Annotated in this window: 16 protein-coding genes; 3 read left to right on the top strand and 13 right to left on the bottom strand. The window is 68.1% G+C overall.

Translation table 11 applies throughout. From position 1 onward, the window contains the following. Positions 1-24: 24 nt before the first annotated feature. The 3 genes from mftC to mftA all read right to left on the bottom strand — a co-directional run bounded on the left by mftC (position 25) and on the right by mftA (position 1,850). The gene (mftC, locus tag C5O27_RS08950; RefSeq protein WP_127962527.1) at positions 25-1,314 is read right to left on the bottom strand and encodes a mycofactocin radical SAM maturase; all 1,290 of its coding nucleotides are present in this window, start codon (positions 1,312-1,314) and stop codon (positions 25-27) included. 69 nt (positions 1,315-1,383) lie between these two features. Next, positions 1,384-1,743, bottom strand: a complete 360-nt coding sequence (gene mftB / locus C5O27_RS08945) for a mycofactocin biosynthesis chaperone MftB (protein WP_127962526.1) — start codon at positions 1,741-1,743, stop codon at positions 1,384-1,386. Next, a complete protein-coding gene (gene mftA / locus C5O27_RS08940) occupies positions 1,743-1,850 on the bottom strand; it encodes a mycofactocin precursor MftA (RefSeq protein ID WP_127962525.1) in 108 nt (35 codons plus the stop codon). Before mftA ends, mftB begins: the two co-directional genes overlap by 1 nt. 160 nt (positions 1,851-2,010) lie before the next feature. On the opposite strand from mftA, the gene mftR reads away from it, so the two are divergent. From mftR to C5O27_RS08925, 3 genes are all read left to right on the top strand, one after another. Beyond that, positions 2,011-2,640 (top strand): mycofactocin system transcriptional regulator, encoded by a 630-nt coding sequence (gene mftR / locus C5O27_RS08935; RefSeq protein ID WP_127962524.1) that lies wholly within the window; start codon positions 2,011-2,013, stop codon positions 2,638-2,640. A 127-nt stretch (positions 2,641-2,767) separates the two neighbouring features. After that, positions 2,768-3,826 (top strand): ferredoxin--NADP reductase, encoded by a 1,059-nt coding sequence (locus C5O27_RS08930; RefSeq protein ID WP_127962523.1) that lies wholly within the window; start codon positions 2,768-2,770, stop codon positions 3,824-3,826. A gap of 96 nt (positions 3,827-3,922) precedes the next feature. After that, the gene (locus C5O27_RS08925) at positions 3,923-4,252 is read left to right on the top strand and encodes a DoxX family protein (protein ID WP_075864026.1); all 330 of its coding nucleotides are present in this window, start codon (positions 3,923-3,925) and stop codon (positions 4,250-4,252) included. Positions 4,253-4,256: 4 nt separating this feature from the next. On the opposite strand, the gene C5O27_RS08920 is transcribed toward C5O27_RS08925, so the two are convergent. From C5O27_RS08920 to C5O27_RS08875, 10 genes are all read right to left on the bottom strand, one after another. Next, on the bottom strand, positions 4,257-5,003 hold the full coding sequence (locus tag C5O27_RS08920; protein ID WP_127962521.1) for a DNA alkylation repair protein: 747 nt from the start codon (positions 5,001-5,003) through the stop codon (positions 4,257-4,259). A gap of 5 nt (positions 5,004-5,008) precedes the next feature. Then, positions 5,009-6,214, bottom strand: coding sequence for an NAD(P)/FAD-dependent oxidoreductase (locus C5O27_RS08915; protein ID WP_127962520.1), 1,206 nt, complete (start codon positions 6,212-6,214; stop codon positions 5,009-5,011). A gap of 69 nt (positions 6,215-6,283) precedes the next feature. Then, positions 6,284-6,847: a hypothetical protein gene (locus C5O27_RS08910; protein WP_127962519.1), complete on the bottom strand. Its 564-nt coding sequence runs from the start codon at positions 6,845-6,847 to the stop codon at positions 6,284-6,286. Continuing rightward, a complete protein-coding gene (locus C5O27_RS08905; protein ID WP_127962518.1) occupies positions 6,844-7,530 on the bottom strand; it encodes a hypothetical protein in 687 nt (228 codons plus the stop codon). The genes C5O27_RS08910 and C5O27_RS08905 overlap by 4 nt, the downstream gene beginning before the upstream one ends. Next, on the bottom strand, positions 7,530-8,039 hold the full coding sequence (locus C5O27_RS08900; RefSeq protein WP_127962517.1) for a hypothetical protein: 510 nt from the start codon (positions 8,037-8,039) through the stop codon (positions 7,530-7,532). The genes C5O27_RS08905 and C5O27_RS08900 overlap by 1 nt, the downstream gene beginning before the upstream one ends. Next, positions 8,036-8,629, bottom strand: a complete 594-nt coding sequence (locus tag C5O27_RS08895) for a hypothetical protein (RefSeq protein WP_075864025.1) — start codon at positions 8,627-8,629, stop codon at positions 8,036-8,038. The genes C5O27_RS08900 and C5O27_RS08895 overlap by 4 nt, the downstream gene beginning before the upstream one ends. Before the next feature lie 14 nt (positions 8,630-8,643). Beyond that, positions 8,644-9,543 carry an SDR family oxidoreductase gene (locus C5O27_RS08890; RefSeq protein ID WP_127962516.1) on the bottom strand — a complete coding sequence of 300 codons (900 nt, stop codon included), beginning with the start codon at positions 9,541-9,543 and terminating at the stop codon, positions 8,644-8,646. A 75-nt stretch (positions 9,544-9,618) separates the two neighbouring features. Further along, positions 9,619-10,266, bottom strand: a complete 648-nt coding sequence (locus tag C5O27_RS08885; RefSeq protein WP_127962515.1) for a TetR/AcrR family transcriptional regulator — start codon at positions 10,264-10,266, stop codon at positions 9,619-9,621. Between the two features lie 4 nt (positions 10,267-10,270). Next, positions 10,271-11,608: a cytochrome P450 gene (locus tag C5O27_RS08880; protein WP_127962514.1), complete on the bottom strand. Its 1,338-nt coding sequence runs from the start codon at positions 11,606-11,608 to the stop codon at positions 10,271-10,273. A 27-nt stretch (positions 11,609-11,635) separates the two neighbouring features. Next, on the bottom strand, positions 11,636-12,688 hold the full coding sequence (locus tag C5O27_RS08875) for an o-succinylbenzoate synthase (protein ID WP_244216617.1): 1,053 nt from the start codon (positions 12,686-12,688) through the stop codon (positions 11,636-11,638). Between the last annotated feature and the right edge of the window lie 55 nt (positions 12,689-12,743).

Here is a 12,743-nt window from a genome sequence, read left to right as displayed (position 1 = left end):
GACACTGTTGGGCCGCGGGGCGGATTACCGCGCAGCAGGGGCGAACCCGGCGAGCGGGTTCTCATCACAGGACTTGGTGGGCCGACCGACCGGGGTGAGGTCCCCGTCGGGTCGACGGGTCATCAGCGTCAGCGGGGTACCGCGCGAATGATCCTTGTTCGCCGTCGGTTTGGTGCGCTCCCCAGCGAGGAGCTCCTCGCCGTAACCCTGCACGCACTCGGGGTCCGGTCCGGCCAGCGGCAGGCCGGTGAAGAACTTGGCCGCCATGCAGCCACCGCGGCAGGCGTCGAAGTGCGCACACTTGGTGCAGGCACCGGCGTTCTGCGGTTCGCGCAGTTCGGTGAACAGATCCGAACGCTGCCAGATCTCCTGGAATCCGCCGTCCGACAAGATGTTCCCGGCGAGGAAGTTCTCGTGGATCGCGAACGGGCAGGCGTACACGTCGCCGACCGGGTCGATGAGGCACACGACGCGTCCCGCGCCACAGAGGTTGAGGCCGGGCAGGCCGCCGCCGGAATCCCCGCCGAAGGCCGAGAGGTGGAAGAACGAGTCGCCGGTGAGCACGCGATCGCCGTGCGCGACAAGCCAATCGTAGAGTTCACGCTGCTGCTCGGGCAGCGGGTGCAGGTCGTCCCACACGTCGGCGCCACGGCCGGACGGACGCAGGCGGGTGATGCGCAGGGTTGCGTTGTAGCGGTCGGCGAGCGCCTTGAACTCGTCGAGCTGCGCGACGTTCTGCCGCGTCATGACGACGCTGATCTTGGCGTCGGCGAAGCCGGCCTCGGCGAGGTTCTCGAGCGCCCGGACCGCCATGTCGAAGGAACCGGGACCGCGCACGGCGTCGTTGACCTCGGCGGTGGCACCGTCGAGCGAGATCTGGACGTCGACGTAGTCCGACGCGGCGAGGCGTGCGGCGACCTTCTTGTCGATGCGCAAACCGTTGGTGGAGAACTTGACTCCCACCTGGTGGCTGGTGGCGTAGTCGACGAGCTCCCAGAAGTCGGGGCGCACGGTCGGCTCACCACCGCCGATGTTCACGTAGAAGACCTGCATGCGCTGCAGTTCGTCGATGATCGCCTTGCACTGTTCGGTCGACAGCTCGCGCGGGTCGCGCTTGCCCGACGACGACAGGCAGTGCACACACGCCAGGTTGCAGGCGTACGTGAGTTCCCACGTCAGGCAGATCGGCGCGTCGAGGCCGCGCTCGAACTGGTCGACGAGGCGGCCGACCTTGGGTACCTGGTCGGCGGGCGCGCTCGCCCGCGGGGAGGTCACGAGTTCGGCTGCGGTGGGCGGCATCTCGATGGTCGTCATCGTGTCGGTCCTAGGGTCGAGGCGGAAGCGGAGCGCCGATCGGGGCTGTCGATCGGCGGAGGTGGTCGGTCAGGCCGCGCGGGGCGTGATCATCGCGCTGTCGGCCAGCGCCGTGAGCGCCTGCACGTACAGGGGCCGCTGAGCAGGCGTGACGCCCGCTGCGAGGAGGGCCGCCTCGGCGGAGTCGTGATCGACGAGCGACGAGACGATCCCGACCACGGTCAGGTTCTTGAGGAACGAGAGCTTGCGGGTACCGAAGTGGTACAGCAGGGCGCCGAACGGCTCGGGGCGCAGTGCCACCTTCGGGTTGAGTTCCCACGCGGCGAACGTGTCGAAGCCGGCGGGCGCATCGGGGGCTGGGGTGTCGAACCGGACCCCGGCGACCGCAGAACGGTCGCCGGAGGTCGGATTCGATGTCGGGGCTGACATCAGTAGACCCCGCACATCCCATCGATCGACACCTCTTCGACGAGCGACTCGGCGATGAGTTCGGTCTCGTTCGAGTTTGTAGCGGTAACCGCGGACTGGTCGGCCATGATCCATACCTCCTGATCTTCTAAGTGACTCGGATCACGATGGACTATAGTGGCACTCAGTGCAGATTTCTACCGCTAGAGCAAAACTGCCCGTTCGGACAGGCGGTTCGGGCCCCTTCGACCCGCTGCGCGCGAACGGATCCCATATGGTGAGGTCTCGATGACTGCGACGACACAGCAGGATGCGGGCCCCGGGCGGGCCGCACCCGGGCGACGCCCGATCTCCTCGCGCGCCCGGATCAGCGCGCTCGCGATCGGCCTGTTCACCACCCGGGGTTTCGAGGAGACCAGCGTGGACGACATCGCCGAGGCCGCGGGCATCGCGCGTCGCACGCTGTTCCGGTACTACTCGTCGAAGAACGAGATCCCGTGGGGAGAGTTCGACGACCATCTGGGCGAGCTACGCGGGCTCCTCGCCCAGATCCCCACCGACATCCCCATGGCCGACGCCCTCGTGGATGCCCTGGTCGTGTTCAACCGGGTGCCACCGGAAGAGCTCGAGAACCACCGCCGGCGCATGTCCCTGCTGCTCGGAGTTCCGGCGCTCCAGGCACATTCGATGATCATGTACGCCGACTGGCGCCACGTCATCGCCGAGTTCTGCGCGGCCCGGCTCGGTCTGGACGAGAACGATCACCTGCCCCAGACCATCGGGTGGTTGTGCTTGGGCGCGGCACTCGCCGCCTACGAGCAGTGGCTGGCCGATCCCGACGCCGACCTCGAGAGACTGATCAGCGACGGCGCGCGGACCGTCGCCACCGGTGTCGCATCACTGACCCGCGTGCCATGATCGGCGGGGCCAACCACGCCGGCTCCGAGAGGGCCTCGTGGGACACCCATCGGTTGGTCTATCCTGAAATAGAACGTGTTCTAATTCGGCCCGGTTCGCCCGGTCCTCGACGTCGGAGAGCTGCTACATGCCTGACCTGACCCCTCACGGCTCACGAAGCGTGATCCTCACGGTGGCCGAGGTGATCGATGAGACGTCCGATGCCAAGTCCATCGCATTCGAGGTCCCCGAGGCGTCGTCGGCCGCCTTCACCGACTACAAGCCGGGACAGTTCCTCACCCTGCGCATCCCCAGCGAGCAGACCGGCTCGGTGGCCCGCTGCTACTCGCTGGCCTCGTCGCCGTACACCGACGCTCGCCCGAAGGTGACCGTGAAGCGCACCGTCGACGGATACGGCTCCAACTGGGTCTGCGACAACCTCGCCCCCGGCTCCCAGGTCGAGGTGCTGCCGCCGTCGGGCGTCTTCACCCCCAAGTCCTTCGACGACCCGTTGCTCCTCATCGCCGCGGGCAGTGGCGTGACGCCGGTGATGTCGATCCTCAAGGCGGCGCTGAAGAAGAGCAGCGCGCCGATCGTCTTCTTCTACGCGAATCGCACCGAGAGCGACGTGATCTTCGCCGCCGAGCTGCGCGACCTGCTCCACGCCCACGCCGACCGGCTCACCGTCGTCCACTGGCTGGAGAGCCTGCAGGGGCTGCCCACCGCGGCGGCTCTGGCCTCGGTGTTCGTGCCGTACTCGACCACCCACACCGCCTACATGTGCGGACCCGGCCCGTTCATGGATGCCGTCCACAAGGCCCTGGCACAGGCGAACTTCCCGCACCACAACGTTCACACCGAGGTGTACAACTCGCTGTCCGGCGACCCGTTCGCCGACGTCGAGCTCGAGGAGGTCAGCGAGGAGGACCAGGCGTCCGCCGCCACTGTCGAAGTCGAACTCGACGGTGAGACCCACACCCTGACCTGGCCGCGCAAGCGGACGCTCATCGACGTGATGCTGGCGGCCGGTCTCGATGCCCCGTACTCCTGTCAGGAAGGGGAATGCGGTTCCTGCGCCTGCACTCTCACCGAGGGCTCCGTCGACATGGACAACGCCGGCGCCCTCGACCCCGAGGACATCGAGGACGGGTACATCCTGGGCTGCCAGGCCCACCCGACCTCGGACTCGCTCAAGATCGAGTTCTGACAGGCAGTTCCGACCAACGCGAAGGAGCACGACGACGTGACCACCATCCGGAAGTCCCGACCGAATCCGCTCCAACTCGCCCGCGGCCTGGCGGTGATGCTCCTCGGCATCGGCGTGCTTCACTTCGTCGCACCCAAACCGTTCGACGAGATCATCCCGGAGGAGATCCCCGGCGATCCGCGGACCCTGACCTACCTGTCCGGTGTCGCCGAGATCGGCTTGGGCGCCGGACTTCTCGTGCCGCGGACCCGTCGTCTCTCCGCGGCTTTGTCGGCGCTGTTGTTCCTCGCCGTCTATCCCGCCAACCTCAACATGGTGCGCCTCTGGTGGGACAAGCCACTGCCCTACCGGATCGTCGCCCTGGCACGCCTGCCGTTCCAGTTCCCGATGATCTGGGCGGCGATCCGCGTGGCGCGCGAGGGCTGACCCCTCACCTCAACGCACGGAAGTACGCGCGTTCCTCCGGGCTCCGGTGCTCGATCGCGTAACTCAGTGCGGTGCGGCCCATTCGGCCGGCGTTCTCCTCGAGGTACGTCAGGAGTATCCGATCGTCGACGCGTTTGCCGGTCTCCCGGAGCATCCATCCGAAAGCTTTCTGGATGAGGTCCCGACGGTCGTCGCGGACGAGTGGCGCCACCGACAGAAGGACCGATGCGTCCGCGTGTTTGATGTGGGCGAAGGTCGCGATGATCCCCACCCGACGCCGCCACAGGTCGTCGTCGGCGGCGTGATCGACGATGACGCCGGAGTCGCCGCGCAGGCGGCAGTACTCACCGAGAACCGGATCGGCCGAGGAGTCCACGAGATCCCAGTTGTTCACCCGGCCCCGGCGAACCGCGTCGAGGTACAGCTCGACCCACCTCGCAGCCTCGTCCCGGTCCGGGCCCGATCGCGGCCGTAGGGCACGTTCGAACTCACCCCGCAGCAGGGCCAACGCGATGAACCGATGCTCGTGGACCGGCGAATCCAACAGCGCGACAACCTCACCGGCGTCGATGCCACGGAACCGCTTGGCGATGGCCCGCTGCTGCGGCACGCGCAGGCCGATGAACTCGTCGCCCTCGCCGTAGCCGCCGGGGCGCACCTGGAAGAACCTGGCGAGGTCGACGGCGCGTTGCGGGTCGGCGACCTCGGCAGCGGCCGCGCGCACCGCTGCGGCCGTCAGCTCGGCACCCACCGGCGCTACAGCAGGTCGGCGATGGGTGTCGGCGTCAGCAGCTTCGGCCGGGTCTTCATCACCGCACCGACCCTGCCGGCGCCGACGACTGCGGTGAGGATGCCGTCCCTGCTGTAGTAGGCCACGAACTTCTTGCCGTCGTCGTCGACGACGTGGACGGTGTCGTCGGCCCGAGGGGCGCCGAGAACCTGGATCTTCACATCGAACTGGTCGCTCCAGAAGTACGAGACCGCCGCGGTCACCGCGTCACCACCAGCGATCTGGTGGGCGACGACCGACGCCTGTTCGACCGTGTGATTCCAGTGCTCGACGCGATGCGGGGTGCCGTCGTCGTCACGCCAGTTGGCGACGTCGCCGAGCGCGTAGACATCGTCGACACTGGTGTGTCCGGTTGCATCGCAGGCGATTCCACCGCCCACCTCACGCGGCGCGAGTTCGATCCCGGAGCCCTCGAGGTAACCCGTGACGGGCGTGGAACCGATGCCGACGACCACGAGATCAGCCGGGAGTTCGGTGCCGTCGGCGAGTTTGACCGCGGTGACCCTCGGTCCGCCGGCATCGTCGGCGACGACGATCTCGTCCACGCCGACCCCGGTGCGCAGGTCTACCCCGTTGTCGGTGTGGAGCCGGGACACCAGCTTGCCGATCTCCTCGCCGAGCGCCACCGCCAGCGGGGTGGGGGCGGGTTCGACAAGGCTGACGCTCAGCCCGCGAGAGGTGAGACTCGCGGCCACTTCGCAGCCGATGAAGCCGGCGCCGATGACCACTGCGGTCGAGGCGGAATCGATCTGCTCGCGTAGAGCGACCGCGTCGTCGTAGGTGCGGATCATGTGTACCCCGGCGACGGCGTCGGCGAGACCCGGGAACGGCCGGGGATCAAGACCGGTGGCCAGCACCAGAGTGTCGTAGGCGAGTGTGTCCCCGGACGCCAGGGTGATGGTCTTCTCCGTCGGCGACACCGAGGTCACCGCTGAGCCCAGACACAGGTTGATGTCGGATTCGCCGTAGAACTCCGCCGGTTTGAGGTCGACGCGATCGTCCTTGCCCAGGAGTACCGACTTCGACAGAGGCGGACGATCATAGGGCGGATGGTCTTCGGCCCCCACCAGGGTGATCGGATCGGTGAACCCGTTGTTGCGCAGGTTCTCCGCGATCCTGATCCCGCCCAGGCCCGCCCCGACGATCACGACGCCCGCGACTGATCCACTCATCTTCCGTCCCCTCTCACCCCGCGGACACCGTCCCACCCGGGATGCCCGATGACATCCCGGCGACTCGCCTCAACGGGTTACGTCTCCGACCGGTTGCAGGTCGGACAACAGCCAATTCCCGTCGACCTTACGCATAAGTGCCCACCTCGCGATAGGGGTCGTCTCGTCCCCCGCGTCGGCCGGTTCCCTAAACCCCGTAGATTTTCCGCCGTCTCGGACCGAGACCGTCTGGTCGACGAACACGAGGACCCTCGCCCGTTCAGTGGTGCTGTCGTTCAGACCGGCTCCGACGACGCGTCCGACCATCCACACCGAGGCGGCCCGCGCTCCCGGGACCACCACGTCGACACCACGATTGCGGTACTCGAGTCGCAATGGATCGGCGAGCAATGCGTCGGTTCGGCGACGCTGGTCGGGCGGGTCGTCCGGCCCGAAGGTCATGAGTGCGGCGACCGCCCCGCCCGCCGCGGACAGGATGGCGGCGCGCTCGTCCTCTCCGGGCCCCGGGTCCGATCGCAGCACCCCGATCCAGGCGATCAGTGCGACGACGAGTGCAGTCACCGTGACGGCGGCCAGGACGGCGAGACGGTGGCGTTGGCGGCGAGTGGGGCGCGGTTCCAGGAGGTCGCTCACGGCTGACGTGCCCCCGCGATCTTCCAGCCGTCACCGGTGCGTTCCATGGTGATCAGCGCGGTGATCCGTTCGGCGGTCGTGTCGACGGCCGCGGCCTGCCCATCCGTTCCTCCGGAACCGAGCAGCAGCGGGTTGGTGGCGTCCGCGACGACGAGCACATCCACGGTGGTGCCGGCGTCGTCCGACGTCGGGTCGGTCACCAGCCCGGCCGAGACCACCTGTCCGACACTGCGTCCGGTCTGCGTGCGCACCTCGGCGACCAGTGCTTCACGCGCGCTGTCGATGCGGTCGCGCTGCGCGCCGGTGCTCGCGGCGAGCACGCCGTCGACGAAGCCGTCCGCATCGGCCGGGTCGGCGGTGAGCATGGCCGTGACCCCCGCCCGCGCCGAATCCAGTACCTCGGCTTGATGATCGACCTCGGCCCGCTGTCCGCGGATCTGCCATCCCAGGACAGCACCCGCGATCACCAGGATCGCGACGGCGCCCGCCGAGGCGATGAGGGCTGTCCGTAGCAGGCGGGTCCGTCGCACGGCACGCGCCCGCAGCGCGGGTGCCGCGGCGACCCTGGTCGTGCGTGCTTTCCTTCGCGCCTCGTCGACCCGAGCCCGCGCGAGTTGCACACGGGCCGTGGTCGCAGTGTCGGCCGTCACAGACTCGGTTCTCGCAGCATCGGTCACCGCCATCACCCGATCACATCGGCAGCGGCGAGGAGCCACGCGTCGTCGGCACGGACGAAGCGGGCCAGCACCGATCGGCGGACCGTCGTCGCGGCGGCTTCGGACCGGGCGGGAGCGTCGGACCGTACCGTCACCGCCACCCGGAGGAGTGCCTGCCCCTCGGTGTCGTCGGCGTCGACCACGCTGACGACCTCCGGCCGCCACACAACCGCGGCCGTCCCCTGCTCCGGCGGCCGGGAGAGCTGCGCGCCGTAACTGTCGAGGAAGTCGCGGGCGACGAGCGCACGGGCCCGCGACCGATCCTGTTGCCACCGCGTGGAATCCACCGAGAAGACGTCGGCGACGATCGTGCCCGCGCGTTCGCGAAGTTGTTCACGGCTCTGCTGGAGCGCATCTCCCGCAGCGTGTGCACGCCACGCGAATCCCACCGCGACGAGCGCCGCGGCCAGAACCAGCGCTGCCACCAGCATTCGGAGAGCTCCGGCGCGCACCGAGATGTATCCGGATGAGGTCATGGAAGGTATTGCACCGCCCCGAGTTTCAGCGCACCGTCGTCCGGGGTCACGAGCACACGAAGCCGGAACCGGCGTGCCTGCCCTTCCCCGGTCTCACCGGCGTCGAAAACGACGGTCGCTGCGACGAGAACAGTGGCACTGTCACCGTCCCGCGCGGAGACCCCGGTGCCGTCGACCGAGGATTCCGACACCGATCCGTTGGCCTGCACGAAAGCGCTGTAACTGTCGGCGGATTGGGCGAACTCGTCATAGAAGGTGCCGGTGGCACCGGCGAGGATCTTGCGCGCGCGACTCGGATCGCGATGGTCCGGCGCGATCAGCACGGCGACACGGTCGGCCGCCGCGCGCTCGAAGTCGTCGTCGGTCGGGGCATTCCGAGCGCCGGACCACGCCACCACCGCGACGCCGGCGAGGACGACGGCGACGAACGCCACCAGCATCGCCAGAATCCACCGGCGCCGCGGCACCGGCCGGCGAAGGCCGGCGTCGACCTCGCGCGCGTGCAACTCTTCGAGCGCCTCGCCCAGTTGACGCCGAGCACTGCGCTCCGCGGCGATCTCTGCGGCGCCCGGCCGCGCCCCTTCCCTCAACGCCACGCTCTCCTCTACGACGACAGGCGCGTGTTCGGCTTGTTCTCGATCTTCTCCCCGCGGATACGGCTCGAGTAGGCGGCGCGCGCCTCCTGGTCGGGGCGCAGGAAGATCGAGTCCAGCTTGGTGAGCTTCCGGGTGAACCGCTTCATCGCCTGCGGGAACAGCGGACTGGAGTCGGCCCATCGCATCGATCGCGGGGCGTACACGCGGGTCACCGGGCGGGCGATGGTCTCGACCACGATCGCCGCGACCTCCTCGGGCGCGACGGTCTGGATGAACCTGTTGGTCTGCAGACCGGAGATCAGGGCGGTGCGGGTGAAGGTCGGGAGGACGGCGCTGACGGTGACGCCCTCCGGCTCCAGCTCCGCGCCGAGTGCCTCGGAGAACTCGATCACCGCGGCCTTTGCGCCGTTGTAGATGGTCAGACCCGGGGTCGGGATGCGGCCGGCCGTCGACGCAATGTTGACGATGTGGCCGGTGCGACGCGGGGCCATCCGGCGGGCCGCTTCCTGGCAGCCGATGATGACGCCGAGGACGTCGATGTCGTAGGTGCGTCGGATGATCGTGTCGTCGTAGGAGAGGAACGGACCGACCGGCATGATGCCGGCGTTGTTCACCAGGACGTCGATCGGTCCGAGCCGGGACTCGACCTCGGAGAGAAACGCGTCGAAGGATTCGCGCTTGGTGACGTCGACCTCGATGCCCTCGATGCCGAGGTCGGCGGCGGCCTTGCCCACCGCCTCGCCGTCGACGTCACCGATGGCGACCTTCGCTCCCGCCTGGAACAGTTGCGTCGCGGTCTCGAAGCCGATTCCGCGTGCACCACCGGTGATGACGACGACCTTGCCTTTCAGCGCCGTTCGGATGGTGTCGTGATCGGGCGTCCGGGACAGCTTGTCGCGCAGGCTCATTGGTTCCCCCTCGGGTGGTTGTTGGTTGAATCGAAAGCGGGTGACGGCGTCACGGGCCCGAGAGTCAGGCGTGGGTCACCAGATCATCGGGGCGAGGAACTTCGTGGCGAACGCTCGGGCCTGCGGCGGATCGGTCCGGGCCGGGTCCGACGGCGGGGTCTCCAGGAGCGAGATCACCAGGCGCACATGGATCTCGACTGCCTCGAGCAGGTCCTCCACCGGCATCTGCGCGCCCTCGTCGCGCAGCGTGGCGGCGACCCGGTCGGTGACCATGTCGATGAACAGCGACGTCATTCTCGCGGTGACGCTCTTGATCTCGGAGTCGGTGAGGACGATCCGGCTCAGCAACGGATCGGATTTGACCAGCTCGGCACCCACCGCGAAGGCCTCGACCAGGGCGTCCTTGGGGCCCATCCCCTTGACCGATTCCTCGAGCCTCTTCATTCCCCGCTCGTAGGCGTCGTTGGCGACGGCGTAGAGGAGGGCCTCTTTGTTGGGGAACCGGCGGTAGAGCGTGCTGCGGCTGACCCCCGCGCGGGCCGCGACCTCGTCGATGTTGGCTCGGCGCACCCCGACCTCCGCGAACTCCGACCCCGCGGCTGCGAGGATCGCCGCCTCCTGGTCGGCCGGGCTGGCAGTGTTGCGCACCTTGCGGTTGGACGTGCGAGTGCCCTTCCCCTTTGCAGCGCCGTTCACGGTGTCCTTCACTAGATGGTCCGACACTCGATCACCGTCGCCGGAGGGTCACGGGGAGCTTGTCCTTGGGCACGGGCAGCGCGCTGTAGTCCATGGGCAACGCATAGTCGGCCGGCACCGACCACTCGTACCCGCGGAGCAGGTGATGCATGATCGTCTTGATCTCCATCTGGCCAAAATACAGGCCGATACATTTGTGAACGCCACCACCAAATGGCATCCAGGCGAACCGGTGGGATTTGTCCTCGGCGCGTTCGGGACTGAACCTCTCCGGGTCGAACATGTCGGGGTTGGTGAAGAACTCGGGATCCCGATGACTGGACAGGGACGACGTGGTGACGATGGTGCCCCTGGGAACGTAGAAGCCCTCGACCGAGGTGTCCTTGACGGCCATGCGGGGCTGCGCCGGGACCGGCGGGCACAGCCGCAGCGACTCCTTCATCACCAGATCCAGCGCCGTCATATCGGCGAGACCGTCGTATCCGACTTCCGGCCCGAGTTCGAGCGATTCGGCTCGGGCACGGTCCTGCCATTCGGGGTGTTTGGCCAGGTGGTAGGCCATCTGGGTCATCGTGATGGTCGAGGTGTCGTGCGCGGCCATGAGCACGAAGATCATGTGGTTGACCACGTCCTCGTCGGAGAAGCTGTTTCCCTCATCGCTTTCCGCGTGACACAGGACCGAGAAGAGATCCGGCGTCTCCCGCGCACGTTTGGCGGCGATGTTGGCGTAGAAGAACTCCTCGAGGACCTTGCGAGAACGCAGTCCCTTCCACCATCGTCCACCGGGCACGGGTTTGCGTACGTAGGCAACGCCGGCGCGGACGGTGTCGATGAACGCCTTGTTGATCCGGTCGGCCTCGTCCCTGGGCAGGTTCAGCCCGAGGAAGACCTCGAGCGCGAGGTCGAGGGTGAGTGCCTTGAACTGGTCGAACAGCTTCACCGAACCGACCGGGAACTCCGCGACGCGCTCGGCGATCATCGGCTGCATCTCCTGCAGGTAACCCTTGAGCGCGGTGGTGCCGAACGCCTGCTGCAGTATCTGCCGGTGATGACGGTGCTCGTCGAAGTCGAGGAGCATGACGCCGCGGTTGAAGAAGGGACCGATGAAATAGCTCCACGCCGGACCGTTGGCGAAGGCCCGGTCCTTGTTCATCAGGAGTTCCTGGGCGGCCCGCGGGTTTCCGGTCATGACCATCTGCACACCGAAGGCGTTCAGCCCGGACACGTTGCCGAACTGCGCCCGGCGACGGTCGGCGAAGCCGAACGGGTCACGCCGCATCGACATGATCTCGAGGAAGCTGTTGCGGCCGGAGCACGGGATGGCCTGCAGGTCGCTACCCGCCGGCGGGGTCGCCAGTACCGATGCCATCGACCGTCTCCTTCCGAACAGAGAGCCCTACGGAATGTGATCCACATCGCATACTAGACCATGTTGAGACGATTCGGTAAAAGCGTTCCTAACTAACTCCGCGACGAGCAGGCGATGACACCGCCGCAGCCGATCCCGCCACCACTGTCTGCGGCCCTCCGGGGCGGCATGCGCAACGGCGTCGACGTCGGCATCGGGACCGAACCAGCGCGGTTCGACGACACCGTCACGCATCAGGAACGACGGTGCGACGTCGGCGGTGAACAGCGAGCCCGTGCCGAGTCCGCAGGCGAGGTCGAGCCGAGGCAGCGCCGCCGCCGCGGCGACCCCGGCCGCCATGCCGACTGCGCTGTCGAGCGCACTCGACACCACCACGTCGAGACCCAGGGTGTCGGCCAGTTCGAGCGTGGCACGCATCCCCCCGAGGGGCGCCACCTTCACCACGGCGACATCGGCGGCATCCGCGGCGACCACGCGCAATGGGTCGTCGGCCTTGCGGATGGATTCGTCGGCGGCGATCGGGACCTCGACCGCACGCCGCACCTGCGCGAGCTCCTCGACCGTGCGGCAGGGCTGTTCGGCGTACTCGACGTCGCCGATCGCACGTAGGGCGGTGATCGCCTCGTCCACCGACCAGCCGCCGTTGGCGTCGACCCGCACCCTCCCGATCAGCTCACGTGTCGCCGCGACCCGCGCGACGTCGTCGTCGAGCGTCTGACCCGGTTCTGCGACCTTCACCTTCGCGGTCCCCGCGCCCGGATATCGCTTCAGCAGGTCGGGCACCTCGTCGGCCGGGATGGCGGGCACGGTCGCGTTGACCGGCACGGTGTCCCGGACCGCGGGTGGCGGACCGAGATAGGCGGCCTCGATACCGGCGCGCAGCCACGCGGAGGCCTCGGCGTCCTCGTATTCGACGAAGGGGCCGAACTCGCCCCACCCCGCCGGCCCGGCGAAGACCATCGTCTCGCGGAAGGTCAGCCCACGGAACCTGGTCCGCATGGGGAGGCGGACCACCACGGCCGTCGCGAGCAGGTCCTCCACGTCCGGGAGCTCCCACTCGCCCCTCATGCCGCCGGGCATCGCTTCCTCCTGAGTCGCTGGCGTCAACCTTGAACGAGGGTTGTGTGAATTCGAT

This window comes from Gordonia alkanivorans (assembly GCF_004011905.1).
Taxonomy (GTDB): domain Bacteria; phylum Actinomycetota; class Actinomycetes; order Mycobacteriales; family Mycobacteriaceae; genus Gordonia; species Gordonia alkanivorans.
Note: the sequence above shows the minus strand (reverse complement) of the source record. Positions and strands in the feature narration are given on the sequence as shown.